The organism is Asanoa sp. WMMD1127 (genome assembly GCF_029626225.1).
Lineage (GTDB): Bacteria > Actinomycetota > Actinomycetes > Mycobacteriales > Micromonosporaceae > Asanoa.
In genome coordinates, this window is sequence record NZ_JARUBP010000001.1 from 7261481 (window position 1) to 7288105 (window position 26625).

Sequence of the window (26625 nt, forward strand, 5' to 3'; positions counted from 1 at the left end):
TCCGGGTGGTCGGTCGGATCAGCGGTCGTCGGCGCGGCCGCCGGCGCCGGCGGCCGTGGTGTCGCTGTCGCGCCCGTCATCATCGGCGCCGTCGGCGGCCGCGGCGTCGGACTCGTCGTCCGTCTCGGCCTCGACGGGCTCACCGGCGGCCGTCGTGTCCCCCGCCTCGGGGACCACGCCGGTCTCCCGGTAGGCCTCGAACTGCTCTTCGGTGACCACCCGGTAGCTCGACGGGATGGCGGCGGACGCGGCCGGCTTGGCCGAGACGTCGACCGTCGAGATGTCGCCGCCGCGGGGCGCCGGGACGGGCGCGTCGACGCCGACGGGGATCAGGTATTCGCGGGGGCCGCGGACGCGCAGGAAGTAGACGAGCGCGCCGACGAAGACCAGGGCGGCGACGAACACGTTGATGCGTACGCCGAGGATGTGGGTCGCGGTGTCGTCGCGGAGCATCTCGACGAAGAACCGGCCGAGGGTGTAGCCCATCACGTAGAGCGCGAAGGCCCGGCCCTTGCCGAACTTGAACTTGCGGTCGAGCCAGTAGACGACGCCGGCGACCAGCACGTTCCAGATGAGCTCGTAGAGGAACGTCGGCTGGTAGAGCCCCGGGCGCAGCACCGGCTCGCCGTCGACCAGCGTGGGCTGGCCGGCCGAGTCCATCTCGTGCACCTCGAGACCCCAGGGCAGCGTGGTCTGCCGGCCGTAGAGCTCGTTGTTGAACCAGTTGCCGAGCCGGCCGACGGCCTGGGCCAGCGGCAGGCCGGGCGCGAGCGCGTCGGCGGCCACGGTCAGCGGCATCCCGAGCTGGCGGCAGGCGAACAGCGCGCCGACGGCCCCACCGGCCACCGCGCCCCAGATGCCCAGGCCGCCCTTCCAGACCTGGAGCGCCTCGAGCGGGTCACCTCCCTCGCCGAAGTAGGCGCCGGGCGAGGTGATCACGTGGTAGATCCGGGCGCCGATGATGCCGAACGGCACCGCCCAGACCGCGATGTCCAGGATCGCCCACTTGTGCGCGCCACGGTTACGGAGGCGGACCTCCGTCACCCAGGCGGCCAGAATGATGCCCAGGATGATGCACAGGGCGTACGCCCGGATCGGCACCGGGCCGACCTGCCAGACGGCGTGGGTGGGACTCGGAATCGCGGCGAGGGTCACGGGACAACACGGTACCGTCGCGCATGGTGCTGACGGCACCCCGGGTTAGCTCCAGATCTATCCGGACACCGCACGCATCGTGCACGACGGTCGTACGACGGCTGACGTTGACCCGCGACCGGCGTACGGTAACCGGGTATGAACTCCCTCACTTCCGCGGTCGCCGCGATCGTCACCGACGACGCCGGCCGCGTGTTGCTCTGCCAGCAGAGCCAGGGACACCGCCGGTGGGGGCTGCCCGGCGGGAAGGTCCGTGAGAACGAGAGCCCGATCCACGCCGCGGTCCGCGACATTCGCGAAGAGACCGGCATGGATGTCGAGATGGTCGACATGGTCGGCCTGTACGAGCTGCGCGGGCAGGGCCTGCCGGACGTGGTCGTCCACGTCTTCCGCTGCCGTGACGGCCGCGGTGAGGCGCTGGTCAACGCGCCGGGCCGCATCTGCCGCCTCAGCTGGCACGAGCCCGACGACCTGCCCCAGCCGATGACCCCCACCACCCGGACGGCGCTCGCCCACGCGTTCGCGGGGCGTTCCGGCGTGGTGTGTGAGGTCGACCGCGATGCCGAGCCGGACTATCCGGACGCCGCGGACACCAGTGACGCCCGCAGCCAGGACGTCGTCGTCGGCCTCGCCGGCTAGCTAACGCTTGACGGCTCGCACACCCGCGGCGAGCTCAGCCGACAACGCCCGCAGCGACGCCAGGCCGGCCGCCTCGTCGGCGGCCTCCAGGACGCAGCGGACCAGCGCGCTGCCGACGATCACGCCGTCGGCGAACGAGCCGACCTCGGCGGCCTGCGCGCCGTCGCGGACGCCGAGACCCACTCCGACCGGCAGGTCGGCGGTGACCGCGCGGACCCGCGCGACCAGGGCCGGCGCCGCCGTCGAGGTCTGCTCCCGGGCGCCCGTGACGCCCATCAACGCGGTGGCGTAGACGAAGCCGCGGCAGTGCGCCACGGTCATCGCCAGCCGCGCGTCCGTCGACGAGGGCGAGACCAGGAACGTGCGGTCCAGGCCGTACGCGTCGGAGGCGGCCAGCCACTCGTGCGCCTCGTCGGGGATCAGGTCGGGCGTGATCAGCCCCGCGCCGCCGGCGGACGCGTAGTCGCGGGCGAACGCGTCGACGCCGTACTGCTCGATGGGGTTCCAGTAGGTCATGGTGACCACCGGGGCGCCCGTGGCGGCGACCGCCTCGACGACCCGCATGGTGTCGGCGGTCCGCACGCCGTTGGCCAGCGCGATGTCGCTGGCCTTCTGGATCACCGGACCGTCCATCACCGGGTCGCTGTAGGGGATCTCCACCTCGATGACGTCGACGCCGGCCTCGACCATCGCGGTCATGGCGGCGATGCTCCCGTCGACCGTCGGGAACCCGGCCGGCATGCAGCCGACCAGCACCGCCCGGCCCTCGGCGCGGGCCTTTTCGAACGCCACAGCAATGCTCATGTCAGGATCCCGAAGTATTGCCCCGCGGTGTGCGCGTCCTTGTCGCCCCGGCCGGACAGGTTGACCACGATGACCGGCTCGCGACCGAGCTCCGCGGTGAGCGCCGGGATGATCCGCAGGGCGCCGGCCAGCGCGTGCGCGCTCTCGATCGCCGGGATGATCCCCTCGGTGCGGCAGAGCAGCTGGAACGCCGCCATCGCCTCGTCGTCGTCGACGGGCTGATAGGTGGCCCTGCCCGAGTCGTGCAGCCAGGCGTGCTCGGGCCCGACGGCCGGGTAGTCCAGGCCGGCCGAGATCGAGTGCGACTCGAGCGTCTGGCCGTCGGCGTCCTGCAGCACGTACGTCCGGGCGCCGTGCAGCACGCCCTTGGAGCCGGCGGTGATCGAGGCGGCCGTGCGGCCGGTCTTGACGCCGTCGCCGCCCGCCTCGAAGCCGTAGAGCCGCACGGACTCGTCAGGGACGAACGCGTGGAAGATGCCGATGGCGTTGGAGCCGCCGCCGACGCAGGCCGCCACGGCGTCGGGCAGCCCGCCGAGCCGCTCCAGCGACTGGGCGCGGGCCTCCCGGCCGATGCCGCCGACGAAGTCGCGCACCAGCTCGGGGAACGGGTGCGGGCCGGCGGCCGTGCCGAGCAGGTAGTGGGTCTCGTCGACCGAGGCGACCCAGTCGCGGAGCGCCTCGTTGAGCGCGTCCTTGAGGGTCCGCGAGCCGGCGGTCACCGGGATCACCGTGGCACCGAGCATCCGCATGCGGGCCACGTTGAGCGCCTGCCGCTCGGTGTCGAGCTCGCCCATGTAGACGACACACTCGAGGTCCATATAAGCGGCGGCGGTGGCGGCGGCCACGCCGTGCTGGCCGGCGCCGGTCTCCGCGATCACCCGGCGCTTGCCCATTCGCTTGGTCAGCAGCGCCTGGCCGAGCACGTTGCGCACCTTGTGGGCGCCGGTGTGCAGCAGGTCCTCGCGCTTGAGCAGGATCCGGGCGCCGGCGTGGGCGCTGAGCCGGCGGGCCTCGTAGAGCGCCGAGGGCGCGCCGGCGTAGTCGCGCAGCATCGCCTCGAACTCGGCCACGAACGCCGGGTCGGCCTTGGCGCTCCGGTAGGCCGCGTCGAGCTCGTCGAGCGCGGCGACCAGCGCCTCGGGGATGAACCGGCCGCCGAAGGGCCCGAAGTGACCGGTGGCGTCGGGCAGCAGGTCGGTCATCGGACCGGCCTCGGCGTCGCCGGGTGGTTGCCGGCGTTGACCAGCTCGGCGACCGCGTCCCGGGGGCTCTTCTGGGTCACGAGTCCCTCGCCGACCAGCACCGCGTCGGCCCCGGCCGAGGCGTAGCGGATGAGGTCGTGCGGGCCGCGTACGCCCGACTCGGCGATCTTGACCACGTTGTTGGGCAGGCCGGGCGCGATGCGCTCGAACACCGACCGGTCGACCTCGAGCGTGCGCAGGTTGCGGGCGTTGACGCCGATCACCCGCGCGCCGGCCTCCATGGCCCGGTCGGCCTCTTCCTCGTCGTGCACCTCGACCAGGGCGGTCATGCCGAGCGACTCGATGCGCTCCAACAGGCCGGTCAGCACGTTCTGCTCGAGCGCGGCGACGATCAGCAGGACCATGTCGGCGCCGTGGGCCCGGGCCTCGTGCACCTGATAGCTGGAGACGACGAAGTCCTTGCGGAGCACCGGCACCTCGACGGCGGCCCGCACCGCGGCCAGGTCGGCCAGCGAGCCGCCGAACCAGCGGCCCTCGGTGAGCACGCTGATGCAGCGCGCGCCACCGCCGGCGTATTCGCTGGCCAGGTCGGCGGGGTCGGGGATGTCGGCGAGCTGGCCACGGGACGGCGAGGCCCGCTTGACCTCCGCGATCACCGCGACGCCGGGCCGGCGGAGCGCGGCGTGCGCGTCGCGCGGCGGCGGGGCGGCGGCCGCGAGTCGCTTGATCTCGTCCAGAGGAACCTGCTGCTGCCGAGCTTCGACGTCTTCGCGCACGCCCGCGATGATCTCGTCGAGGACACTTACCGGCGTCGCCGAGTTGGCGCCGTCGTCACCCTGCGGTTGATCAGCATTCACCAACGGACTCCCCTTTCCGGGTGTCATGCGCCCGATGCTATGGCCCGCCGGACCGCGGACAGCGTCCGGGGTATGGGCCGTCTCACGCCGCGTGGTCGGGCATAATGCCCGGCCCGTCCCGCCGCACGTGACGCGTACCGCATCCGCCACGGGTCGGACACTCTGCGGAAACAGCCCTGGGAGAGCATGTCGTCGGGCAAACTGGTCGGCGGTGCCATTGGTGCACCGACCACAGGGGACTTGTTCATCGGGGCGGGGCATGGACAACACACTGATGCGGCAGCAGGGCGGGATAGCGGACTTTCCGCGGGCGGTCCTCTCGGCGGCCTACGGGGTCATCGACACGGCGCAGCGGGTCGTCGTCGGCGACGAGCGGGTACGCACGGCGCGCGGCAACGCCTGGGAGGCCATCTGTGCCGACCGGGCCCGGGCCGACCAGCGCGACGAGGTGCGCCGGCACGTGGCCATGATCGTCACCATGCCGCCGCGGGCCAAGGCCCGCTCGCTCACCTGAGCGTCGGGTCCTCGCCGCGGTCGAGCGCGTTCCAGGTGTCGGTGGTGCCCCCCACCGACCTCGGCGACCGCTCGTAGCGCGCGCCCATCCCGGGCCAGCGGTGCCCGGCCAGCGCGGCGGCCAGCCCTCCGGCCACCACCAGCAGTCCGCCGACGGCGGTGAGCGCCGGCCAGGCCGTGCTCGCGTCGAACACCCGGCCGAACGGCAACGCGACCAGGGCCAGCCCGACGAGCAGCACGAGCGCGCCGACCGCGCGCCGCGCCCAGCCACGGGTGGCCAGCAGCGCGCCGGCGCCGGCCAGCGCGACCAACGCGAGGGCGGACAGGCCCGGCACCAGGTCGGCGCCGGTCTGGTCGGGGCTCGCCGGCGTCGGCCCGTGGGTGTAGCCCCGCTCCCAGGTGCGGCCCGCGCCGACGAAGGCCAGCCCGGCGCCGACGGCGCAGAGCAGCACCGTCGAGGTCAGCCGGCGGCGGCCGTCCGTCATCGCGCGGCCCGCAGCGTCTCGGCCGCGCTGATCGCCGCGAGCACGGCGGCGGCCTTGCTCTGCGTCTCGCGCTCCTCGGCGGCCGGGTCGGAGTCGGCCACGATGCCCGCGCCGGCCTGCACGTAGGCCACGCCGTCGCGGATCAGCGCGGTGCGGATCGCGATCGCCATGTCGAGGTCGCCACCGAAGCCGAGGTAGCCCACCGTGCCGCCGTAGACGCCCCGCCGGGTCGGCTCGAGCTCCTCGATGATCTCCATCGCGCGTACCTTGGGCGCTCCGGACAGGGTGCCGGCCGGGAACGTCGCCGCCAGCGCGTCGAACGCGGTCCGGTCGTCGCGGAGCTGCCCGACCACCGTCGAGACGATGTGCATGACGTGGCTGTAGCGCTCGATCGTGGCGAACTCGGGCACCTCGACCGTGCCCGGCACGCAGACCCGGCCCAGGTCGTTGCGGCCGAGGTCGACCAGCATCACGTGCTCGGCCCGCTCCTTGGGGTCGGCCAGCAGCTCGGTCGCGAGCTCGGTGTCGTGCCGCTGGTCCCGGCCGCGCGGGCGGGTGCCGGCGATCGGGTGCAGCAGCGCCCGGCCCTCGGTGACCTTGAGGTGGGCCTCCGGCGACGAGCCGACGATGTCAAAGCCGTCGAACCGCAGCAGATACATGTACGGGCTGGGGTTGGTCGTGCGCAGCACCCGGTAGACGTCGAGCGGGTCGGCGGTGGTCCGCCGCTCGAACCGCTGCGCGACGACGATCTGGAAGCACTCGCCGGCCCGGATCGCCTCCTTGGCCAGCTCGACCGCCTTCGGGTAGCCGCCGTCCGGGGTGCGGCTCTCCAGCCGCGTCTCGGCGGCGCCGGTCAGGTCGATCGTCGAGATCATCGGCGGGGTGGGGCGGGACAGCGAGGTGGTCATCGCGTCCAGGCGGCCGACGGCGTGGTGGTACGCCGCCTTGACCGCGTCGTCGTCCGCCTCCGGGGGCAGGATGGCGTTGGCGACCAGGATCGCCGAGCCCGCGTAGTGGTCGAGCACCACCAGGTCGGTCGCGAGCATCATGCCCAGCTCGGGGACGCCGAGATCGTCGTCGGCCAGCTCGGGCAGGCGTTCGAAGCGGCGGACCAGGTCGTACGCCAGGTAGCCGACCATGCCGCCGGTCAGCGGCGGCCCGTCGGGGTCGTGCCCGCGGCCGGTCAGGGCCGCGACGGTGGCGCGGAGCACGTCGACCGGGTCGCCGCCGGTCGGCACGCCCTCGGGCGGGGTGCCCAGCCACTCGGCCTGCCCGTCGCGCTCGACCAGGGTGGCCGCGCTGCGGACCCCGACGAACGAGTAGCGGGACCAGGCCGTCCCCGCGCCCTGCTCGGCGGACTCCAGCAGGAAGGTGCCCGGGCCGCCGGCCAGCTTGCGATAGACCCCGACCGGGGTCTCGCCGTCGGCCAACAGGCGGCGGGTGACCGGCACGACCCGTGCGCTCGTCGCAAGCTCCGCGAAGCGCTCGAGGCTCGGCGTGACGGCGCCGGTCGTCATGCCCGCACCGGCAGCTCGTCGAAGAAGCAGGTGGGCGTGCCGGTGTGGCAGGCCGGGCCGACCTGTTCGACGGTGAGCAGGATCGTGTCGCCGTCACAGTCGAGAGCGGCGGACTTCACGTGCTGGGTGTGGCCGGACGTCTCGCCCTTGACCCAGAGCTCCTGCCGGCTGCGGGACCAGTAGGTCGCCCGGCCGGTGGTCAGGGTGCGGTGCAGCGCCTCGTCGTTCATCCAGGCGAGCATGAGCACCTCGCCGTCGTCGTGCCGGCGGACGACAGCGGGCACGAGCCCGTCCCCGGTGCGCTTCAGGCGGGCGGCGATCGCCGGGTCGAGACCCGAATCTGGTACGGCCACCCGACCAATTCTTCCGTACCGGCGGATGGGCCGAATCCCGGGGCTTTCGGGGGCTGTGCTCCGGCTCACGTCGCGGTAGTTTGTCCGTGCGCCGCCCGGGTTCCGCGTCACCGGCGGGGCGCTCCCTGCCCTCTCTTCCGCGTGTCCACTCGTCCCTGTCCGTTGGGCACGGGTCCGACGCGTTCCCGTGGGCAGTCGCGTCCCGTCTCCCCCACCCGTCCGGCGCGCCCCATCCTGGCATCGCCCGGCCGGGTCGCCGTTACGCAAACGGACGGAGGACTTACCCCGCATGCAGCCTCAGCCCCCACCCCAGCCCGACCAGGGCGAGCCGACTTTCGCAGTGCCCGGCCAGCGCCCACCCGGCGACGAGGCGCCGGTGTCCGCGCTCGACGCCCTCGCCGCGGCCCAGGCCGCTGAGACCGCCGACCCACCGGTGTCGGGCGCCTTGACCGAGAGCACGATCGAGACCCCCGTCATCCGTCCGGGTGAAACGACCCAGCCGCTGCCGCCGATGACGAGCGAGTTCGTGAGCGCCCCCTCCCCGTGGAGCACCGCGCCGGCCGCGTCCGAGTCGGACAGCCCGGTCGCCGAGGCGGTCGCGCCGCCGGCCCAGGAGGCGGAGCCGGCTGAGGCGATCGTCGCCGAGGACGCCGAGGAGGCGGCCGAAAGCGCGGCCACCGAGGCGGCCGAGGACCCCGAGTTCGAACGCGAATGGCAGGCGCTGCTCGCCGAGGAAGCCGCGGCCGACTCCGCGACCACTGTGGACGACGCTCCGGACGCGAGCGCGGCCGAGGCCGTGACCGCCACCGACGAAGCGCCGTTGCCGGAAGCCGCGACGGTGACCGACGAAGACGCGGCGCCAGAGGCCGCAATCGACGCAGAGCCGGAAGCGGTCACCGTCGCCGACGAAGCGGCCGAGCCAGAGGCAGTCACCGCCACCGACGAAGCGGCCGAGCCCGAGGCAGTCACCGCCACCGACGAAGCGGCCGCGCCAGAGGCCGTGACCGTCGCCGACGAAGAGGCTGAGCCGGAGGCAGTCACCGCCACCGACGAAGCGGCCGCGCCAGAGGCAGTCACCGCCACCGACGAAGCGGCCGCGCCAGAGGCTGTGACCGCCACCGACGAAGAGGCTGAGCCCGAGGCCGTTGCCGAAGCTGACGAAGAGGTCGACGCCAGCGCCGGCACCGACGAAGAGGCCGAGCCTGAGGCCCTGACCGTGGCCGACGAAGCGGCCGAGCCGGAAGCCGCGGCCGACGAAGAGGCCGAGCCGGAGGTCGCCGCCGTCAGCGACCAGGAGGCTCAGGTCGACGCGGCAGTCGATGACAGCGTCGAAGCCGCCGCCGAGCCGGAAGCCGCCGCCGACGAAGAGGTCGGGCCGGAGGCCGCCGCCGTCAGCGACGAAGACGCCGACACCGGGGCGGTCGACGCCGAGGCCGCGACGGTCGCTGACGAGGACACCGAAGCCAGCAGCGACGAAGACGCCGAAGGCGAGGCTGACGCCATCGACGCCGAACTCGCGACCGTCGCCGACGAGGACACCGAAGCCAGCAGCGACGAAGACGCCGAAGGCGAGGCTGACGCCATCGACGCCGAACTCGCGACCGTCGCCGACGAGGACACCGACGCCAGCAGCGACGAAGACGCCGAAGGCGAGGCTGACGCCATCGACGCCGAACTCGCGACCGTCGCCGACGAGGACACCGAAGCCAGCAGCGACGAAGACGCCGAAGGCGAGGCTGACGCCATCGACGCCGAAGTCGCGACCGTCGCCGACGAGGACACCCAAGCCAGCAGCGACGAAGACGCCGAAGGCGAGGCTGAGGCCATCGACGCCGAGGTCGCGACGCCCGCCGACGAAGAGGTCCAAGCCGAGGCCGCAACCGACACCGAGGTCGAACCCGAAGCGGCCGCCGCAACCGACGACGAGGCCGATCCGGCCGTCGACGCCGGCGACGACGCCGAGCCGGACGCGGCAACCGAGACCGACGTCGAACCCGTAGCAGCCGCCGCGACTGACGACGACGCCGAGGCCTCGGCGGCCATCGACGCTGAAGCCACGGGCGACGCCGATGAAGGGGTTGAGGCTGACGCCGAGCCGGAGGCGGCCGAGGTCGAGGCTGAGGCCGCTGTGAGCGACGAGGATGTCTCCGGCGAACCGGAGGCCGCGATCGCCGCCGACGAAGACGCCGAAGCTTCGATCGACATCGACGAGGGCGCTGAGGCCGACGCCTCGCCGGAGGCCGCGGTCGCCACGGAGGAAGGCGATTCGGGCACCGACGCGGAAGCAGCGGCCGATGTCGATGACGCCGGGCTGGAGTCTGCGGCGGGGACCGAGCCCGAACCGGAAGCCGCCATCACCGTGGACGCGGAGGCGGACGCCGAAGCCGACGGTGAGCCCGACGCGGCCGGCCACGACGCCGAGCCGGAAGCCGTCGCCGCTGAAGCCGACGACGAGGCGGCCGCGGAGGCCGAGGCCGACGAGCCGGAAGCCGCTGCTGACGCGGACCCCGTGGCGCAGGCCGACGAGGATGAAGCGGCCGAACCGGCCAGCGAGTCCGAGGCCGAGCCCGCGGCCACCGCGGACGCGGACGCCCAGGCGGAAGCCGGGTCCGAGGCGGACCCCGACGCGGAGGCGAGCGCCGGTGTCGGTGACGCCGCCGACGAAAGCGACGACGCCGAGCCAGTGGCGGCCGCGGCCGACGCCGGCGGCGAGGAGCCCGGCGACGACGACGTCGAGGCGACCGCGGACCTGGTCGAGACCGAGACCGTCGAGGCCCCGGCCGAGGAGGTCGCCGCCGACCCGGAGGGGCTCGTCGAGACCGCCGACGCGCCGGCGCCCGTCGCCGACGAGGAGGAGGACGGGGACACGGTCGAGTTCCCGCAGGGGTCGCAGTACGAGTCGGCCGCGCCGATCGTCGCCGCGCCCAGTTTGGCTGATCTCGGGTCGCCGGCGGCTGAGGTCAAGCCGGTCAGTGGGCCGCCGATGCGGCCCGGGGACGTGCCCGAGACGCGGATCGCGGTGTGGAGCGCCGAGGCGGCCGACGCGTTGCGGTCCGAGTGGCACGAGGTGAAGGCCGAGTTCGTCGACGAGCCGGTCGAGGCCCTGGAGCACGCCCAGGCGCTCGTCGCCCGGGCCGTGCAGCAGCTGGCCGAGACCCTGCTCGCCGAGCAGGTGGAGCTCGACCCCCGCCGCGAGAACGAGGCGCCCGACACCGAGGCGATGCGGGTGGCGATGCGCCGCTACCGCGACTTCCTGGATCGGGTGCTCGCCCTCTAAGAAGCAAACACCGAACGCCCCGGCCGCACAGTGGCCGGGGCGTTCGCTTGCGCGCGTCCATCTATTTCATCTACCGTTGAGTTCAACAGGCGTTGAATTTCAGAGACGGAGGAACGATGGAGACCGCGATCGAGGTCAGCGACCTCGTGATCAACCGCGGAAAGCGCGAGGTGCTGCACCGGTTGAGCTGCACCATCCCGCGCGGGAGCATCACCGGGCTGCTCGGGCCCAGCGGCAGCGGCAAGACCACCCTGATGCGCGCCATCGTCGGCGTGCAGATCGTCGCCTCCGGGCGCGTCACCGTCCTCGGCGAGCCGGCCGGGGCGCCGCCGCTGCGGCACAAGATCGGCTACCTGACACAGGCGCCGAGCGTCTACGACGACCTGACGGTCCGCGAGAACGCGCGCTACTTCGCCTCGCTCTACCGGCTCGGCGCGGCCGACGCCGACGAGGCCATCGAGGCGGTCGGGCTTGCCGGCGCCGCCCACCAGCTCGTCGCCAACCTGTCCGGCGGCCAGCGCAGCCGGGCGAGCCTCGCCTGCGCGATCGTCGGCCGGCCGGAGGTGCTGGTGCTCGACGAGCCCACCGTCGGCCAGGACCCGGTGCTCCGCGACGACCTCTGGGCCCGGTTCCGCGCGATGGCCGCCGACGGCACCACGATCCTCGTCTCCAGCCACGTCATGGACGAGGCCAACCGGTGCGACCGGCTGCTGCTGATCCGCGACGGCTACCTGATCGGCGACGACACCCCGGCGGCGATCAAGACCACCGCCGGCACCGACGACCTCGACGAGGCGTTCCTGCGCATCATCCGTCAACAGGAGAAGGCGGCCGCGTGATGACTCCCCGCACCCTGGCCAGCACCATCGGCCGCATCGTCCGGCAGCTCCGGCACGACCGCCGCACGGTCGCGATGGTCATCGTCGTACCCCTGCTGCTGTTGACCCTGCTCTATTTCATGTTCGACGGCCAGGGCCTGATCTTCGACCGGATCGCGTTGATCATGCTCGGCATCTTCCCGTTCATCATCATGTTCCTGATCACGAGCATCGCGATGCTGCGCGAGCGCACCAGCGGCACGCTCGAGCGGCTGTTCACCACCCCGGTCGGCAAGCTCGACCTGCTCTTCGGCTACGGCATCGCGTTCGGCCTCGTCGCCGCGGTGCAGGCCGCGGTGGCGTCGGGCCTCGCCTATTGGCTGTTCGGTCTCGACACCGCGGGCCCGGCCTGGCTGGTCATCGTGATCGCGGTGGCCAACGCGGTGCTCGGTGTGGCGCTGGGCCTGCTGTGCAGCGCGTTCGCCCGCACCGAGTTCCAGGCGGTGCAGTTCATGCCGGTCGTGGCCATCCCGCAGATCCTGCTGTGCGGCCTGTTCGTCGCCCGCGACCAGATGGCGGGGTGGCTGCAGGCGATCAGCGACGTGCTGCCGCTGTCCTACTCCGTCGAGGCGCTGAGCGAGGTCGGCCGGCACACGGACCCGACGGGCATCATGTGGCGGGACCTTGGCATCGTGGTCGGAGCGATCATCCTCGCCCTGGCCCTCGGCGCCGCCACCCTGCGCCGCCGCACCGCCTGACACAGAAAGGCAGCCAACGTGGTACGACGGACCGGTCGCCGGCCCGGCAACCCCGACACCCGTGACGCGATTTTGGCGGCCGCCCGGACGGCGTTCGCGGAGAAGGGCTACGACGGCGCCTCGATCCGCCACATCGCGACCAGCGCCGGAGTCGACCCGGCGCTGGTCCACCACTACTTCGGCACCAAGGACAAGCTGTTCCTGGCCTCGATGAACGCCCCGCTCGACCCGGGCGAGATCATCCCGGAGGTGCTCGCCGGCGACCCCGAGGACCTCGGCGAGCGGCTGGTCACGATGTTCCTGACGATCTGGGACGGGCCGGCGGGAAAGGCAGGAGTCGGCCTGCTGCGCTCGGCGGTCAGCACGGAATGGACCGGCCGGCTGTTTCGCGAGTTCGTGGTCACCCAGGTGCTGCGGCGGGTAATGCAGTCGGTGCCGATGCCGCCGGAGGAGGCGCCGTTGCGGGTCAGCCTCGTGGCCAGCCAACTGTCCGGCCTCGCGTTGGTCCGCTACGTGATCAAGGTCGAGCCGCTCGCCTCGACGCCGCGGGAGGTCCTGGTCAAGGCCGTCGGGCCGACCATCCAGCGCTACATCTTCGGCGACATCGGCAAGGGCTAGCCTGGCCCGCATGGCCGAGTCTCTCTCCTTCGACCGCGTCGCCGACCGCTACGACGAGACGCGGGGCGGGCAACGGCGTGGCGAGGAGTTCGCCGCCGCGCTGGCGCCGCACCTGCGGCCCGGCCGGTCGCTGGAGATCGGCGTCGGCACGGGCCTGGTCGCCGACGCGCTGGCCCGCCGGCACGGTGTCACCACGGCCGGCGTCGACCTCTCCCCTGCGATGCTGAGCCACGCGTACGCACGGCTCGGTCCCCGCGTGACGGTCGGCGACGCCCGGCGGCTGCCGGTGCGGGACGCCTCCGTCGACAACGCCTTCTTCGTCGGCGCGCTGCACGTGATCGTCGACCTGGCGACGGCCTTCACCGAGGCGGCCCGGGTCGTCCGGCCCGGCGGGCGGGTGCTGGCACTGTCCGCCAGCCGTGACCGGGGCCGCCACGACGCCTTCGCGCCGCTGCTCGCCGGCCTGCCCAACCGCGACCGGGTCGACACGCCCGACGCCGTGGTCGCCGCCGCCCACGAAGCGGGCCTGCGCACCCGCGAAAGCCGCGAGGTCACGGTCGGCGCCGCGGCCACGTCGCCCAACGAGATCGCCGAGACCATCGAGACGCGCGCCTGGTCCTACCTGTGGAACGTCGACGGCGCGGTCTGGGCCTCGACCGTCGCGCCGATCGTGCAGGGCCTGCGCGACCTGCCCGACCCGGACGAGCCGCGCGAGCGCCGGATCACCTTCCAGCTCTCGGTGTTCGAGAAAGCCGAGAAGCCTTAGCGGGTCTGCTCGAGCCAGCTCGCGTAGAGCTTCGCGTAGACCGAGCCGGCCTCGCGGACGAGCTCGTCGTGCGGACCGCGCTGCACCACCCGCCCCGCGTCGACGACGATCACCTCGTCGGCGGCCTGCGCCGTCGACAGCCGGTGGGCGATCGCGACCGTGGTGCGGCCCCGGGTCACCGCGTCCAGGGTGCGCTGCAGCCGCACCTCCGTCGCCGGGTCGACGGCGCTGGTCGCCTCGTCGAGCACCAACAGGTCGGGGTCGGCGACGTAGGCCCGGGCCAGCGCGACCAGCTGCCGCTCGCCCACGCTGAGCGCCTCGCCGCGCTCGCCCACCCGGGTGCCGAGCCCGGCCGGCAGGCCTTCGACCCAGTCGGTCAGGCCGAGCTCGGTGAACGCGAGCTCCAGGTCGGCGTCGGAGAGGTCCGGCCGGGCGAAGCGGACGTTCTCCGCCACGGTCGCGTCGAACAGGAAGCCGTCCTGCGGCACCATCACCACGCGGGAGCGCAGGGAGTCGAACCGGATCCGGTCGAGGGGCACGCCGGACAGTCGTACGCTGCCGGTCGTCGGGTCCATCAGCCGGGTCAGCAGCTTGGCGAACGTGGTCTTGCCACTGCCCGTCTCGCCGACCACCGCGACCCGGGTCTTGGCCGGGATGTCGAGGTCGACGTCGGCGAGCACGATCGGGCCGCCGTAGGTGAACGAGACGTCGTCGAACCGGATGTCGATCGGCCCCGGCGGCAGCTCGACGCCCTGCTCACCCGGGTCGGCCACGTCGGGGCTGACGTCGAGCACGTCGAGCACGCGGCGCCAGCCGGCCACCGCGTTCTGCGCCTCGTTGAGCACCTCGGTCGCGATCTGCACGGGCTGGATGAAGAGCGTGACCAGGAAGAGGTACGCGGTCAGCTGGCCGACCGACAGCGTGCCGCCGACGCCGAGCTGGACGCCGACGACCACCACGGCCGCGGTGGCCAGGCCGGCCGCCAGCTCGCCGCTGGAGAAGCCGGTCACGCTGGTGCGCAGCGCCCGCATCTGGGCGACCCGGTGCTCGTCGATCGCGGTGTTGAGCCGGGTGCGGGTGCGCTCGGAGACCCCGTACGCCCGGATCACCGGCGCGCCCACGACGCTCTCGGACACGGCCGCGAGCAGCGCGCCCATCCGCTTGCGGACCGTGCCGTAGGCGCCGGCGAGGCGCTTCTGGAAGGCCCGGATCACGAACACCGCGGGCGCGAACGCGATCAGCACGACCAGCGTCAGCTGCCACGAGTAGTAGGCCATCACGCTCGCCGTGACCAGCACCTGGCCGGCGCTGATGATCAGGATGACGCCGCCCCACTGCAGGAACTGCGTGATCTGGTCGATGTCGCTGGTCACCCGGGAGACCAGCGAGCCGCGGCGCTCGGACTGCTGGTGCAGCATGGACAGGTCGTGGATGTGCCGGAACGTGCGCACCCGCACGTTGGCCAGCGCGGTCTCGCTGACGGTGAACAGCCGCCGCATCATCAGGTAGCCGCAGAGCGTGGTGATCGCCAGCACGCCCGCCGTGATCGCCACGACTGTGCCGACGAAGCCGACGTCGAGCCCGCCCGGGCCGGCGATGCCGCGGTCGAGGCCCTGCTGGATGGCGACCGGCACGGCGGCCCGGCCGACCATCGAGACGATGGCGAAGAACAACGTGCCGGCGAGGCCGGTACGCAACTCCGGCGAGAGCGACAGCCCCCGGCGAATGGTGGCCCAGGTCGACGCGTCGCGCTCGGGCAGCTCCGCCGGCTTCGTCGCGGCCGCCGGCTTCGTGGCGGTGGCGGTGGTCATGCGGTCACCGCCCCTTCGTCCTCGTACGCGTGCTCGCGCTCCCGCTCGGCCTCGGCCCGCTCGTAGGCGGTGACCAGGTCGGCGTACCCCGGTGTGCTGGCCAGCAGCTCCTGGTGGGTGCCGGCCGCGACCACCCGCCCGTGCTCGATGTAGACCACCTCGTCGGCGAGGGCGATCGTGGCCCGCCGGTAGGCGACGACCAGGATCGACGTCGGCTGCTCCCCGCCCCGCAGGCCGGCCAGGATCGCCGCCTCCACGCGGGGGTCGACCGCGCTCGTCGCGTCGTCGAGCACCAGCAGCCGCGGGCGGCCGGCCAGGGCCCGGGCCAGCGTGAGGCGCTGGCGCTGGCCGCCGGAGAGCGACGTGCCGCGCTCGCCGACCATCGTGTCGAGGCCCTCGGGGAGCCGGTGGATGAACTCGTCGGCCTGGGCGAGCCGCAGCGCGGCCCAGACGGCGTCGTCGTCGATGCCCTCGCGGTCGAGGGAGACGTTGGCCCGCACCGAGTCGTCGAAGACGAACGGGATCTGGGCGACCAGCGCGGCGGTTTCGGCCAGCCCGGCGGCGGTCAGCTCGCGCAGGTCGTGGCCGTCGATGCGGACCGTGCCGGTGACGGGGTCGACCAGGCGCACCGCGAGCGAGGCGATCGTGGACTTGCCGGAGCCGGTCGGGCCGACCAGGGCGACCGTGCGGCCCTCGGGGACGACCAGGCTGATGTCGTGCAGGACGGTCGGGCCGTGCTCGTCGTCGGCGGTGTTGACCATGTCGTCGGTCTCGCCGCCGGCGGGATAGGCGTAGTCGACGTTGTCGAAGGCGAGCCGGGCGGGTTCGTCCGATTTTTCGGGATTTATCGTGCCGTAACGCATCTCACCCGTCGCGGTCAGCACGTGCTGCAGCCGGTCCCAGCCCGCCACGCTGCGTGGCAGCTCGGCCAGCACCCAGCCGATCGCCCGCACGGGGAACGCCAGCACGGTGAACAGGAACGCGACGCTGACCAGGTCGGTCACCGAGATGTCGCCGGCCCGCAGCCGGAACGTGCCGACCAGCAGCACGGCCAGCGTGCCGAGGCTCGGCAGGGTCTCCATCAGCGGATCGAACAGGCCGCGCAGCCGGCCGACGGAGATCAACGCGTCGCGCAGCCCGCGGGCCTGGTCGGCGAACCGGTCGGTCTCGTGGCTCTCGCGGCCCATGGTCTTGACCACGAGCGCGCCGTCGAAGCTCTCGTGCGCGATCGCGCTGACCTCGCCCCGCATGAGCTGGGCCCGGGCCTGCCGCGGCGCCATCCGGCGCGAGTAGAACACGTTGATCAGGAAGAGGCCGGCGAAGGTGGCCACGCCGACCAGGGCCAGCACCCAGTCGGTGAAGAACAGGGAGCCGACGGCGCCGACCAGCATCACCACCGTGCCGACCGCGAACGGCAGCGGCGCGATCGGGAACCAGGCGGCCTCGACGTCGGAGTTGGCGTTGGACAGCAGCGTGCCGGTGGCGTGCCGGTGGTGCCACGACAGCGGCAGGTCGAGGTAGCGGCCGGTGACCAGCCGCCGGTAGCGGGCCTGGAGCCGGAACTGCATGTAGCCCGCGCCGAGCCGGCGGCCGAAGATGCCGACCACCCGCAGCATGCTGATCGCCAGCACCGCGGCCGCGCCCAGCCAGAGCAGGACGTCGTTGATCTCGCCGTCCTCGATCGCCGGGACGACGATCCTGCCGACGATGTGCCCGATCACGTACGCGCTGCCCACGACCAGACCGCCGAAGAGGACGCTGCCGCCGACCGCGAACGTGAAGATGCGCGGTTCGTCGCGGATCGCCCGGCCGAGCACGCGGAAGCCCCGGGCGAGCACGTCCCGGCTGGTCACGCTCGCCACTATGGTTGCCCCTCTGTTTGCCACCCGCACGGCGTCCCACGTGGGGTAAGCCGCGAAATTCCACCGTTATCCTTACCGGACCCAAGGCTCCGGTGCGAGCGGGTATTCCCTGTGTCCGCCGTCACAACAGGCGCTTCTCCCGCGCTCAGCCCGACAGGCGGATTCCCGGCACCCTGGCTACGATTCTCGCCATGTCGCGCTTCGTGCGGTCCGAACGGCGGAAACTGGCCGACCTTTTCAGCACGCTCGGCCCGGACGCGCCGACGATGTGCGAGGGGTGGGCCACCCGCGACCTGGCCGCGCACCTGGTCATCCGGGAACGCCGGCCCGACGCCAGCCTCGGCATGTTCGTCCCGCCGCTGCGCGCCCACGCCCGCAACACGCTGCGCGCGTTCGCCGGACGCCCGTACCCGGATCTGATCGAACTGGTCCGCAACCCGCCTCTGTGGAGCCCGGTCAGCAACCCACTGGTCGAAGGCCTGACCAACGGACTGGAGTTCTTCGTGCACCACGAGGACGTCCGCCGGGCCCAGGCCGACTGGCACCCGCGCGACCTGCCCAAAGAGGACCAGGCCGGGCTGTGGCGGACCGCGTCGACGATCGGCCGGCTGCGGCTGCGCAGGTTCCCGGCGGCGCTGCTGGTGCAGGCGCCCGGGTTCGGCGAGTTCACCTCCGGCGCCGGCGGCGAGCGGCTTAGGCTGGTCGGCAGCCCCGGTGAGCTGGCCTATTTCCTGGCCGGGCGGCAACGGGCCACCCGGGTCCAGATCGACGGCCCGCCCGCGCTGGCCGATCGGCTGCGGACCACCCCGCTGAAGATCTGAGGCATCGACCTAACCACCCGTTCCCCGACCCGTTCGGGCTCCCGCATTATCGGAATCCGAGGGGGTGGGATGCGGACGTTCGCGGCGACGGCGTTGACCCCACCACCGTACGAGGCGCTCGTCCACGACGCGGTCGCCGAGATCGCGGCGCACTCGGCGCAGTGGGCCGACGCGTTCGGGCTGGCGCCGACCCCGGCCGCCCGCGCCCGGCTGGCCAAGGCCGATGCCGCCGCCCTCGCCGCCCGGGCCTGCCCCGACGCGCCGCTGCCCGCCGTCCGGCTGCTGGCCGACCTGGTGACCTGGCTGTTCGCGTTCGACGACCGGTGCGACGAGGACGAGCTCGGCACGGACCCCGGCCGGCTCGCGCCCGCGCTGGCGCCCCTGCTGGAGGTCGTCGACCGGTTCGGCACGGCCGCACAGTCCGGCTACCAACCGGCCGGGCCGACCGCGGCCGCGCTGCACGACCTGTGTCGTCGGGTGCGCGCGCTCGGCAGGCCGGGTGGGCTGCTGCGCTTCGCCGCCGCGTTCCGCGAGTATCTGTTCGCGCTGCTCTGGGAGGCGACCAACCGGCAGCTGCACCGGGTGCCGCGGTTCGCCGAGTACGTGCAGATGCGCCGGCACACCGGGGCCGTGCTCCCCAGCTTCGCGCTCACCGACCTGGCCGTCGGCGGGCTCGCGCTCGCGGCCGACCGGGTGGACCCGCGGGTGGTCCGGCTCGACCTGCTCGCCGCGGACCTCGTGTGCTGGTGCAACGACGTGTTCTCCTACGGCAAGGAACGCCTGCGCGACGGGCACAACCTGGCGACGGTCATCGCGTACGAGCTGAGCTGGCCCGAGAAGGCGGCGCTGACCGAGGCGGCGGCGCGCTACAACGCGGGACTGGCCGCCTACGGCGCGCTGGAGGCCGAGGTGCTCGCGGACGCCGACGCGCGGCTGAGCCGGATGCTGGAGTCGCGTCGGCGGTGGCTGCGGGCCACGTACGACTGGTCACTCCTGGCACTCCGGTATCACCTGTGACACCGCGGCTGGGTCCACGATGAAGACCCTGGTCAGGCCATGATCGACACGTTGCTCAAGGGACTGGCATCCGCACGGTGATTGGCCCTACCCTTCGGTAGCAGTGACCGCGATCACATGGCCAACTAAAGGTGGTTTCCGGATATGTCGCTCGATGTCCCTTACCGGTCGATCCCCGACATGTTCCTCAAGCGTGTCGCCGCGTCGCCCGACGCGCGGGCATTCGGCTTCCCGGGTGCCTCCGGCCCGGAGTGGATGACCTGGCAGCAGGTGGGCGAGCGGGCCAAGGCGCTCGCGGCCGGCCTGCACGGCCTCGGCGTCGGCGCCGAGGAGCGGGTGGCGATCCTGGCCAACACCCGCATCGAGTGGGTCATCGCCGACCTCGGCATCATGTGTGCCGGCGGTGCGACCACGACGGTCTACCCGACCACCGAGCCGGAGGACGCGACGTTCATCATCGCCGACTCGGGCTCCAAGGTCGTGATCGCGGAGAACGCGATGCAGGCCGGCAAGCTGGCCGGCGCCGACCTGCCGGCGGTCACCCACGTCGTGCTGATCGACGGCGACGCCGACCCGGCGGCCACCCCGCCCCAGCTGACCATGGCCGACCTCGAGAAGCAGGGCGCGGCCGCGCTGGCCGGCGAGCCGGGGCTGATCGAGCGACTGGTCGAGCCGATCGCGCCCGACCACCTGGCCACGCTGATCTACACCTCGGGCACCACGGGCCGGCCCAAGGGCGTCGAGCTGCTGCACGCGGGCTGGTGCTGGGAGGCGGTGGCGCAGGCCGACCTCGGCATCCTGCGCGCCGACGACCTGCAATACCTCTGGCTGCCGCTGTCGCACTCGTTCGGCAAGACGCTGCTGTGCGGCATCATCCACGTGGGCCTGCCGACCTACGTCGACGGCCGGATCGACGTGCTCGTCGACAACCTCGGCGTGGTCAAGCCGACCCTGATGTGCGGCGCGCCCCGGATCTTCGAGAAGGTCTACAACCGCGCGATCACCAACGCCACCTCGGAGGGCGGCGCCAAGGCCAAGATCTTCGGCTGGGCGGTGGCGACCGGCAAGCAGAAGGTCAAGCTGGAGCAGGCGGGCAAGCCGGTGCCGGCGGGCCTTAAGCTGCAGTACGCGATCGCCACCAAGCTGGTGTTCAGCAAGCTCCAGGCCCGCCTGGGCGGCAACATCCGCACGCTGGTCTCCGGCGCGGCGCCGCTGAGCGTCGACATCGGCGAGTTCTTCGCCGCGGCCGGGCTCCCGATCTCCGAGGGCTACGGCCTGACCGAGACCAGCGCCGGCAACTTCGTCAACCGCCCCGGCGGCCTGCGCATCGGCACGGTCGGCCAGCCGCTCGGCGACCTGGAATGCAAGATCGACGAAGACGGCGAGGTGCTGCTGCGCGGCGCCCCGGTCATGCGCGGCTACCACAACCTGCCGGAGGAGACGGCGGCCGCGTTCACCGACGACGGCTTCTTCCGCACGGGCGACATCGGCGAGATCAGCGAAGATCGCTACCTGAAGATCACCGACCGCAAGAAGGACCTCGTGAAGACCTCGGGCGGCAAATACATCGCCCCGTCCCACATCGAGGGCCTTTTCAAAGCCATCTGCCCGTACACCTCGCAGGCGATCGTGGTCGGCCAGGCCCGCAACTTCTGCACGATGCTGATCACCCTGGACCCGGACGCCATCGCGGCCTGGGCGGCGGGCAACGAGCTCGCCGGCAAGCCCTACGCGGAGATCGTCGCGTCACCGCAGGCCCACGAGATGGTCGCGGGCCACGTGGCCGAGCTCAACACGAAGCTCAACCGCTGGGAGACGATCAAGAAGTTCGCCATCCTCCCCCGCGACCTGACCATCGAGGACGGCGAGATCACCCCATCCCTCAAGGTCAAGCGCCGCGGCGTCGAGGCCAACTTCAAGACCGAGATCGACAAGATGTACGAGGGAACGCTCGCCGAGATCTGACCGTTCGACCGGCCCGCCGGCGCGTCAGCCGGCGGGCCGTCGCATGCGCAGGGCCCAGAGGTTCTCCTCGGGCAGCGACGAATACATCGGAACGGTCTCGACCTCTTCGAACCCCCGGGCCCGGTAGAACGGGATGCCGCGCTCGTTCCCCTTGGTCACCCCGACCCAGATCTCCTCGGCGCCCGCGTCGGTGAGCTGCTCGACGACGCGGTCGAGGAGGAGCGTGCCGAGGCCGCGGTTGCGCTTGGTGGGATCGAGATAGATGACGAACAGCTCGCCTGTCCCCGGCTTGGTGATGCCGCCGCCGGCCGCGCCCTGGACGAGCCCGCCCTCCTCGACGACCTGGTAGCCGAACCAGTGCGGCGGGCTGGGGTTGACTTCCCTGCTGACGCGCTCCGGTTGGTAGAAGTCGCGGATCGTGCGCTCGATGAAGTCGGCGGGTAGGAGGTCGCGGTAGGTCTCCCGATAGGCGACGGAACAGATCTCACAGATCCGCTCCACGTCGTCTGCGGTCGCGACCCGGACCCGGGCTCTGTCGGATGTCACCGCACCAAGCTAAGGCCAGGCCACCCACCCTCGCAGCGCGGGTTTGCTCTGCAGCCATATACGCAACGGGCGAGGCCGAGGGTGTTGCGTATATGGCTGCAGAGCAAGCGGCGGGCCCTGCCGCCCGCCGCTTGCTCTGCAGCTTCCGCGCCGCGCAGCCCTCGGGCCCGGCACCGCGCAGCCCCGGCTCTCCGCGCCCGGCACCCCGGGCCTCGCAACTCGCCCCGCGCCCCGCACCATGATCGAGTGCGGAGAATCAAGAGTGTGGCGAGGCGTTTGCATGATCATGTGCAGCGGTTCAGGGCGATTGCCGGCGTGTCACCAGATCTGATGCACTCGATCGTCGAGATGTGCGGCCATCTGCCAGGTGAAGCGCACATGATCACGTCCGCCGGTTCCATCCAAGCCGAGCGGCCGGCTCAACGGAGCCACCGCCCTGGGCCGCCGGTCTGACGAACCGCCGACCCGAGCACGGTCGTCTTGCGGCCAGGGCGGCCGGCACGACCAAGGCGAGCGACCGGCCCGGGCGGCCCGGCACCGGGCGGTTTCTCCTGAGCGACTGGAGGCGCTGAGCAGGAAGGCGTCAGGCGATGACGACCGGTTTGCGCCAGCCCGGGGCAGGCGTGCGGTCCAGGTCGTAGCGGACCGTGGCGATGCGCTTGACCGCGTCCACCAGGTCCTCCGCCGGCAGTGTGTAGGGCAGGCGGAGGAACCGCTCCAGCGTCCCGTCCAGGCCGAACCGCGGCCCCGGCGCCAACCGCACCCCCACCTCCTCCGCCGCCCGCGCCAATGCGCTCGAGATGGGCCCGTCCAGCTCCGCCCACAACGTCACGCCGCCCTGCGGTGGGTGGACGCGCCACTCCGGGAGGTGTTCCGACAGCGCCGTCAGCAGGGCGTCGCGTTGGGTGGCCAGCTGCGCCTGGCGGGCCGGGACGATCGTGTCGGCGCGGTCCAGCAGTTGGGCGGCCACCAGCTGGTCCAGGACCGGGCTCGACATGTCGACGCCGACGCGCAGGGCGGCCAGGCGTTGGACCGTCGGGGCCGAGGCGCGGACCCAGCCGATGCGCAGGCCGCCCCAGTAGGGCTTGCTCATGCCGCCGATGGTGATCACGCGGGAGTGGCGGTCGAACATCGCGACCGGTGGCGGCATCTCGACGCCGTCCAGCGGCAGGTCCACGAAGGACTCGTCGACGACCAGGTCGGTGCCGGTCGAGTGGGCCGTGGCGACCATCCGCTCCCGCAGGTCCGCCGGCATCAGGTGGCCGGTGGGGTTGTGGAACTCCGGGATGACGTACGCCAGTCGGGGTGTGGTCTGCCGCAGCGCGCCCAGCAGCAGCTCGCCGTCCCAGCCGGCCGCCGGGTCGAGGCCGTGCGTGGTGATCCGGGCGCGGCGCGCCGACAGGGCGGCCAGGGCGTTGGGATAGGTCGGCGATTCCATGAGTACGCCGTTGCCCGCCTGGACCGTCAGCCGCAGCACCAGGTCGAGGGCCTGCTGGGTGCCGCTGGTGACCATGATCTGGTCGGGGCTGGTCGGCAGGCCACGGTCGGTGAACCCGCGCGCGACCGCCTCGCGCAGCTCGACCAGGCCGGTCGGGTGGTAGCCGGCGTCGCCCAGGTAGCGCGGCAGCTCGTCGGCGGCGGCGCGGGCCGCGGGGATCAGCTCCGCGGGCGCGGCGAGGGCGGCGCAGCCCAGGTCGATCATGCCCAGGTCGTTGAGCGGGGTCCACAGGCCGGTGCTGGCGACCCGGTGACCGCCCGGCAGCGTGGTCCAGCTGCCCGCGCCGCGGCGACTGGTCAGGTGGCCACTCTCGCGCAGCTCCCGGTACGCGGCCGTGACGGTGGTCCGGCTGACCTTGAGCGCCTCGGCGAGCTCGCGTTCGGCGGGGAGGCGGATGCCCAGCGGCAGCCGGCCGTCGGAGAGCAACCCGCGGACCGCCCCGGCCAGGGCGGCGTAGTCAGGGTTGCGCCGGCGGCCCGGCAAGGCGTGCCAGTGGCCGAGGAGCCGGGCGAGTTGGCTTCCACGGACCAGGCTCGTCATATCCACTCCTCGCGAATTGGCTCTTCAGCACCACACCAATTGGTTCCAGAGTGGCATGCATGGTGTCCGAGAGCAACCACGCACCCTCCGGCCTGCGCGACCGGCTTCCCCGGCGGCTCACGCAGCTGTTCGTCGGGCTGGCGCTGTACGGCGCGAGCATGGGCCTCATGATCGAGTCGGCGCTCGGACTGGACCCCTGGGACGTCTTCCACCAGGGCCTCGCCGAGCGGACGGGCCTCTCGTTCGGCACCATCGTGATCATCGTCGGCGCGGCCGTGCTGCTGCTCTGGATCCCCCTGCGGCAGAAGCCGGGCATCGGCACCGTCAGCAACATCGTCCTCATCGGGCTGGCGGTGGACGCCACCCTGGCCCTGCTGCCGACGCCGGACCCGCTGGCGGTGCGGATCACCTTCCTCGTCCTCGGCATCGTCCTCAACGGCGTCGCGGGCGGCCTCTACATCGGAGCGCGGCTCGGTCCGGGCCCCCGCGACGGCCTGATGACCGGCTGGGTGGCGCGCAAGCCGGGCCGGTCGATCCGGCTCACCCGTACCGTGATCGAACTGTCCGTCCTCGCCGCCGGCGTGCTGCTCGGAGGCACGGTCGGCGTGGGCACGGTGGCGTACGCCCTCCTGATCGGACCCCTCAACCACGTCTTCATTCCGCTGTTCACGGTGCGCCCGTCGGCGGGCCGGGTGAGCGCCCGCCCGCTGCCCGACCCGGCTGCATGATGCATCGAGACTGGTGAAGGTTTCAGGTAAACAAAAGATCACCACAATGTTCATGGCTCGTTGACGTTGGCATCATGGGGCCATGGGGCAGGACGGCTGGCGACGATCCGACGCGTGGATCTTCGTCGCGGTGGTGATGGCCAACGGCGCGGGGCGGCACATGCGCTCGGCGACGACGAGACGACCGGAGGGCGTACGGCTCGCGGACGTGCTCTCGATGGCCGACCACCTGCGCCAGGTGCTGCCGGGCCGGCGTGAGGTCGAGGAGGCGGTCCGCCGGCTGACCGGGGCAGGCCTGATCACGGTCGTCGACGGCTGGTTCCAGGTGACCTCGACCGGCGCCGCGATGTGGCGCAACCGGCGCGTCGGCGTGGGCGCGGTGGACACGGTCTACACGCAACTGCTGCGCCGCCCGCTGGCCGACGACGGCGACTGGACGCTCGACGACGCGGACCACGCCGCGGCGATCCTGGAGTACGCGGGCCGCACCGACCCCGACGAAAGCGCCCACTCGTGAGCCTGGAGATCTTCGTCGGCGAGTGGGCGGTGGAGGCGTCGTTCCCGGGGATGCCGCCGACCGCGGCGCGGAGCGTCTTCGAGTGGACGCTGGGCGGGACCTACCTGGCGCAGCGCACGGAGATCCCGATCCCCGAGGCGCCGGACAGCTTCTCCCTCGTGGCCGCCCGGGCCGAGAACGGCCGCTACACGCAGCACTATTTCGACTCGCGGGGCGTCAGCCGCGTGTACGCGATGACGTTCGACGACCGCGTGTGGACCCTGACGCGGGAAACCGGGGACTTCTCACCGTTCCACTTCGCCCAACGCTTCACGGGCACCTTCACCGTCGACGGCAACCGCATCGACGGCGCATGGGAGAAGGCGATGCCGGGCGCGGAGTGGGAGCACGACTTCGGCCTGACCTACACCCGCCTGGGCTGACCGCCCGCCCGCCGTGGGATTCGCGGCTGGTTTGCCTCGGCGTTTCGCTTGTGGGCGTGTCGCGGCGGAGGGAGGGATGTGCCGAGCGTGGACATGCTTCGGCATGTACGCACATGACAAAGCATGTACGCCTCCGACGACACCTCCGGCCTCCCCCCAAACACGCCCGGGTTCGCAACACGCCGAACGAGCGGGTGCCGCAGGGCACGCAGGCCGGAGTCGAGCCGCCCCGGTTCCCGCCGGCAGTCCCGGAAGAGGAACCGCCCGCCGCGCCGGCGGGACCCGCTGCCGAGCGGGTTCAGGTCACGCTGGAGTCGGCCCAGCGGCCGCAACCGTGAGGTGGGGCCGGTTCAGGTCAAAGCCCAAGTCGGCCGGGCGGCCGCAACCCTGCGGTAACGGGCGGGTTCAGGTCAAGGCCGGGGTCGGCTCTGGGGTGGGGGCGGCGCGGTGGCGGGCGACCCAGTCGACCAGGGGGACCGCGGCCAGGGCCGCGCCGAGGAAGACTCCGCCGATCAGGAACCAGCCCCAGCCGCCCGTGGTGACGGCCAGGGCGATCAGGGCGGCCGGGCCGATCATCTCGATGGCCGAGTTGCCCATGCGGAAGGCGCCGAAGTACTCGCCTCGGCGGCCGGGCGGCGGCAGTTCCGCTGCCAGGGTCCATGAGCCCGCCGACTGCCACATCTCCGACAGCGTGAACAACACCGTCGCCACGACGAAGACGATCATCGTGACCACGCCTGACGTGGCGCCGGCCAGGTAGAAGATCGGGCAGCCCAGGGCCGCGGCCAGGCCGCCCAGGCGGAGGGCGCGGGCCGCGCCGGGGAGGATGTGCGCCGCGGGTCATGGCTACCTGCAACGTTGTCGCCATGATGGTGTTGATCAGGGTCAGCACGCCGATCCACCACTTCGGCGCGTCGGTGTGTGTGAGCAGCCACAGGGGCGCGACCTGCAGTTCGATCGTGCCGTAGGCCAGCAGCACCGTCACCGCCAGGAACTGGCGGTCGGCGAAGACGTGCCGCTCGCCGACCGCACGAGCGCGCCTGGCCCGGCCGGGAGGACCCGCGGGCAGGCGGGCGATCAGTGCCAGGTTGGCCAGCAGCACGACAGCGTTGGTCAACGGCAGCGCCAGGTACGCC

The 26625-nt window shown here is 72.5% G+C and carries 25 protein-coding genes; 13 read left to right on the forward strand and 12 right to left on the reverse strand.

Going from position 1 to position 26625, the window contains the following annotated elements; all coding sequences use genetic code 11:
* Window positions 1-18: 18 nt before the first annotated feature.
* Complete coding sequence (gene lgt, locus O7635_RS34680) at window positions 19-1155, reverse strand: prolipoprotein diacylglyceryl transferase (protein WP_278084715.1); 1137 nt, start codon at window positions 1153-1155, stop codon at window positions 19-21.
* A gap of 138 nt (window positions 1156-1293) precedes the next feature.
* On the opposite strand from lgt, the gene O7635_RS34685 reads away from it, so the two are divergent.
* Window positions 1294-1794, forward strand: coding sequence for an NUDIX hydrolase (locus O7635_RS34685; RefSeq protein ID WP_278084716.1), 501 nt, complete (start codon window positions 1294-1296; stop codon window positions 1792-1794).
* Here O7635_RS34685 and trpA read toward each other — a convergent pair whose 3' ends face one another.
* The 3 genes from trpA to trpC are packed head-to-tail and all read right to left on the reverse strand — an operon-like array spanning window position 1795 to window position 4657.
* Window positions 1795-2598, reverse strand: coding sequence for a tryptophan synthase subunit alpha (gene trpA, locus O7635_RS34690; RefSeq protein ID WP_278084717.1), 804 nt, complete (start codon window positions 2596-2598; stop codon window positions 1795-1797).
* On the reverse strand, window positions 2595-3800 hold the full coding sequence (trpB, locus tag O7635_RS34695; protein WP_278084718.1) for a tryptophan synthase subunit beta: 1206 nt from the start codon (window positions 3798-3800) through the stop codon (window positions 2595-2597). The genes trpA and trpB overlap by 4 nt, the downstream gene beginning before the upstream one ends.
* Window positions 3797-4657, reverse strand: coding sequence for an indole-3-glycerol phosphate synthase TrpC (gene trpC, locus O7635_RS34700; protein ID WP_278084719.1), 861 nt, complete (start codon window positions 4655-4657; stop codon window positions 3797-3799). The genes trpB and trpC overlap by 4 nt, the downstream gene beginning before the upstream one ends.
* 259 nt (window positions 4658-4916) lie before the next feature.
* Here trpC and O7635_RS34705 point away from each other — a divergent pair, with 259 nt between their 5' ends.
* Entirely contained in the window at window positions 4917-5171 is a 255-nt protein-coding gene (locus tag O7635_RS34705) for a hypothetical protein (protein ID WP_278084720.1), read from the forward strand.
* On the opposite strand, the gene O7635_RS34710 is transcribed toward O7635_RS34705, so the two are convergent.
* Genes O7635_RS34710 through hisI form a run of 3 tightly spaced genes read right to left on the reverse strand, consistent with a single transcriptional unit; the run spans window position 5164 to window position 7525 of the window.
* Window positions 5164-5655 carry a Trp biosynthesis-associated membrane protein gene (locus O7635_RS34710; RefSeq protein ID WP_278084721.1) on the reverse strand — a complete coding sequence of 164 codons (492 nt, stop codon included), beginning with the start codon at window positions 5653-5655 and terminating at the stop codon, window positions 5164-5166. The genes O7635_RS34705 and O7635_RS34710 overlap by 8 nt on opposite strands.
* Window positions 5652-7172, reverse strand: coding sequence for an anthranilate synthase component I (locus O7635_RS34715; RefSeq protein WP_278084722.1), 1521 nt, complete (start codon window positions 7170-7172; stop codon window positions 5652-5654). The genes O7635_RS34710 and O7635_RS34715 overlap by 4 nt, the downstream gene beginning before the upstream one ends.
* Complete coding sequence (hisI, locus tag O7635_RS34720) at window positions 7169-7525, reverse strand: phosphoribosyl-AMP cyclohydrolase (protein WP_278084723.1); 357 nt, start codon at window positions 7523-7525, stop codon at window positions 7169-7171. The genes O7635_RS34715 and hisI overlap by 4 nt, the downstream gene beginning before the upstream one ends.
* A 376-nt stretch (window positions 7526-7901) precedes the next feature.
* Here hisI and O7635_RS34725 point away from each other — a divergent pair, with 376 nt between their 5' ends.
* From O7635_RS34725 to O7635_RS34745, 5 genes are all read left to right on the forward strand, one after another.
* Complete coding sequence (locus O7635_RS34725; RefSeq protein WP_278084724.1) at window positions 7902-10802, forward strand: hypothetical protein; 2901 nt, start codon at window positions 7902-7904, stop codon at window positions 10800-10802.
* Between the two features lie 116 nt (window positions 10803-10918).
* A complete protein-coding gene (locus O7635_RS34730; protein WP_278084725.1) occupies window positions 10919-11641 on the forward strand; it encodes an ABC transporter ATP-binding protein in 723 nt (240 codons plus the stop codon).
* Window positions 11641-12378: an ABC transporter permease gene (locus tag O7635_RS34735; RefSeq protein ID WP_278084726.1), complete on the forward strand. Its 738-nt coding sequence runs from the start codon at window positions 11641-11643 to the stop codon at window positions 12376-12378. The genes O7635_RS34730 and O7635_RS34735 overlap by 1 nt, the downstream gene beginning before the upstream one ends.
* An 18-nt stretch (window positions 12379-12396) precedes the next feature.
* A complete protein-coding gene (locus O7635_RS34740) occupies window positions 12397-12996 on the forward strand; it encodes a TetR family transcriptional regulator (protein ID WP_278084727.1) in 600 nt (199 codons plus the stop codon).
* 10 nt (window positions 12997-13006) lie between these two features.
* Window positions 13007-13762 (forward strand): methyltransferase domain-containing protein, encoded by a 756-nt coding sequence (locus tag O7635_RS34745; RefSeq protein WP_278084728.1) that lies wholly within the window; start codon window positions 13007-13009, stop codon window positions 13760-13762.
* On the opposite strand, the gene O7635_RS34750 is transcribed toward O7635_RS34745, so the two are convergent.
* Together O7635_RS34750 and O7635_RS34755 are read right to left on the reverse strand one after the other, a co-directional pair.
* Window positions 13759-15573, reverse strand: coding sequence for an ABC transporter ATP-binding protein (locus O7635_RS34750; protein ID WP_278084729.1), 1815 nt, complete (start codon window positions 15571-15573; stop codon window positions 13759-13761). The two genes, O7635_RS34745 and O7635_RS34750, sit on opposite strands and share 4 nt — an antisense overlap.
* Window positions 15570-17435, reverse strand: coding sequence for an ABC transporter ATP-binding protein (locus tag O7635_RS34755; RefSeq protein WP_278084730.1), 1866 nt, complete (start codon window positions 17433-17435; stop codon window positions 15570-15572). Before O7635_RS34755 ends, O7635_RS34750 begins: the two co-directional genes overlap by 4 nt.
* A gap of 191 nt (window positions 17436-17626) precedes the next feature.
* On the opposite strand from O7635_RS34755, the gene O7635_RS34760 reads away from it, so the two are divergent.
* The 3 genes from O7635_RS34760 to O7635_RS34770 all read left to right on the forward strand — a co-directional run bounded on the left by O7635_RS34760 (window position 17627) and on the right by O7635_RS34770 (window position 21238).
* Complete coding sequence (locus O7635_RS34760) at window positions 17627-18256, forward strand: TIGR03085 family metal-binding protein (protein WP_278084732.1); 630 nt, start codon at window positions 17627-17629, stop codon at window positions 18254-18256.
* 69 nt (window positions 18257-18325) lie between these two features.
* Complete coding sequence (locus tag O7635_RS34765) at window positions 18326-19273, forward strand: terpene synthase (RefSeq protein WP_278084733.1); 948 nt, start codon at window positions 18326-18328, stop codon at window positions 19271-19273.
* A gap of 144 nt (window positions 19274-19417) precedes the next feature.
* Window positions 19418-21238, forward strand: a complete 1821-nt coding sequence (locus O7635_RS34770) for a long-chain fatty acid--CoA ligase (RefSeq protein WP_278084734.1) — start codon at window positions 19418-19420, stop codon at window positions 21236-21238.
* A 24-nt stretch (window positions 21239-21262) separates the two neighbouring features.
* Here the strand turns inward: O7635_RS34770 and O7635_RS34775 are convergent, their stop codons facing one another.
* Window positions 21263-21784 (reverse strand): GNAT family N-acetyltransferase, encoded by a 522-nt coding sequence (locus O7635_RS34775; RefSeq protein WP_278084735.1) that lies wholly within the window; start codon window positions 21782-21784, stop codon window positions 21263-21265.
* Window positions 21785-22367: 583 nt separating this feature from the next.
* The gene (locus O7635_RS34780) at window positions 22368-23822 is read right to left on the reverse strand and encodes a PLP-dependent aminotransferase family protein (protein ID WP_278084736.1); all 1455 of its coding nucleotides are present in this window, start codon (window positions 23820-23822) and stop codon (window positions 22368-22370) included.
* A gap of 59 nt (window positions 23823-23881) precedes the next feature.
* Between O7635_RS34780 and O7635_RS34785 the strand changes: the two genes are divergently transcribed.
* The 3 genes from O7635_RS34785 to O7635_RS34795 all read left to right on the forward strand — a co-directional run bounded on the left by O7635_RS34785 (window position 23882) and on the right by O7635_RS34795 (window position 25489).
* Window positions 23882-24550 carry a hypothetical protein gene (locus O7635_RS34785; protein ID WP_278084737.1) on the forward strand — a complete coding sequence of 223 codons (669 nt, stop codon included), beginning with the start codon at window positions 23882-23884 and terminating at the stop codon, window positions 24548-24550.
* A gap of 82 nt (window positions 24551-24632) precedes the next feature.
* Window positions 24633-25067, forward strand: a complete 435-nt coding sequence (locus tag O7635_RS34790) for a hypothetical protein (RefSeq protein WP_278084738.1) — start codon at window positions 24633-24635, stop codon at window positions 25065-25067.
* Window positions 25064-25489, forward strand: a complete 426-nt coding sequence (locus O7635_RS34795) for a hypothetical protein (protein ID WP_278084739.1) — start codon at window positions 25064-25066, stop codon at window positions 25487-25489. The genes O7635_RS34790 and O7635_RS34795 overlap by 4 nt, the downstream gene beginning before the upstream one ends.
* A gap of 405 nt (window positions 25490-25894) precedes the next feature.
* Here the strand turns inward: O7635_RS34795 and O7635_RS34800 are convergent, their stop codons facing one another.
* Window positions 25895-26215 (reverse strand): hypothetical protein, encoded by a 321-nt coding sequence (locus O7635_RS34800; protein ID WP_278084740.1) that lies wholly within the window; start codon window positions 26213-26215, stop codon window positions 25895-25897.
* Window positions 26216-26625 lie beyond the last annotated feature (410 nt).

Bases quoted from the DNA above. Each gene is read 5' to 3' on its own strand.
- O7635_RS34685 (WP_278084716.1), top strand. From the start codon at position 1,294: ATGAACTCCCTCACTTCCGCGGTCGCCGCGATCGTCACCGACGACGCC.
- trpA (WP_278084717.1), bottom strand. From the start codon at position 2,598: ATGAGCATTGCTGTGGCGTTCGAAAAGGCCCGCGCCGAGGGCCGGGCG.
- trpB (WP_278084718.1), bottom strand. From the start codon at position 3,800: ATGACCGACCTGCTGCCCGACGCCACCGGTCACTTCGGGCCCTTCGGC.
- O7635_RS34705 (WP_278084720.1), top strand. From the start codon at position 4,917: ATGGACAACACACTGATGCGGCAGCAGGGCGGGATAGCGGACTTTCCG.
- O7635_RS34710 (WP_278084721.1), bottom strand. From the start codon at position 5,655: ATGACGGACGGCCGCCGCCGGCTGACCTCGACGGTGCTGCTCTGCGCC.
- O7635_RS34715 (WP_278084722.1), bottom strand. From the start codon at position 7,172: ATGACGACCGGCGCCGTCACGCCGAGCCTCGAGCGCTTCGCGGAGCTT.
- O7635_RS34730 (WP_278084725.1), top strand. From the start codon at position 10,919: ATGGAGACCGCGATCGAGGTCAGCGACCTCGTGATCAACCGCGGAAAG.
- O7635_RS34735 (WP_278084726.1), top strand. From the start codon at position 11,641: ATGACTCCCCGCACCCTGGCCAGCACCATCGGCCGCATCGTCCGGCAG.
- O7635_RS34745 (WP_278084728.1), top strand. From the start codon at position 13,007: ATGGCCGAGTCTCTCTCCTTCGACCGCGTCGCCGACCGCTACGACGAG.
- O7635_RS34750 (WP_278084729.1), bottom strand. From the start codon at position 15,573: ATGACCACCGCCACCGCCACGAAGCCGGCGGCCGCGACGAAGCCGGCG.
- O7635_RS34760 (WP_278084732.1), top strand. From the start codon at position 17,627: ATGTCGCGCTTCGTGCGGTCCGAACGGCGGAAACTGGCCGACCTTTTC.
- O7635_RS34765 (WP_278084733.1), top strand. From the start codon at position 18,326: ATGCGGACGTTCGCGGCGACGGCGTTGACCCCACCACCGTACGAGGCG.
- O7635_RS34770 (WP_278084734.1), top strand. From the start codon at position 19,418: ATGTCGCTCGATGTCCCTTACCGGTCGATCCCCGACATGTTCCTCAAG.
- O7635_RS34780 (WP_278084736.1), bottom strand. From the start codon at position 23,822: ATGACGAGCCTGGTCCGTGGAAGCCAACTCGCCCGGCTCCTCGGCCAC.
- O7635_RS34785 (WP_278084737.1), top strand. From the start codon at position 23,882: ATGGTGTCCGAGAGCAACCACGCACCCTCCGGCCTGCGCGACCGGCTT.
- O7635_RS34790 (WP_278084738.1), top strand. From the start codon at position 24,633: ATGGGGCAGGACGGCTGGCGACGATCCGACGCGTGGATCTTCGTCGCG.
- O7635_RS34800 (WP_278084740.1), bottom strand. From the start codon at position 26,215: ATGATCGTCTTCGTCGTGGCGACGGTGTTGTTCACGCTGTCGGAGATG.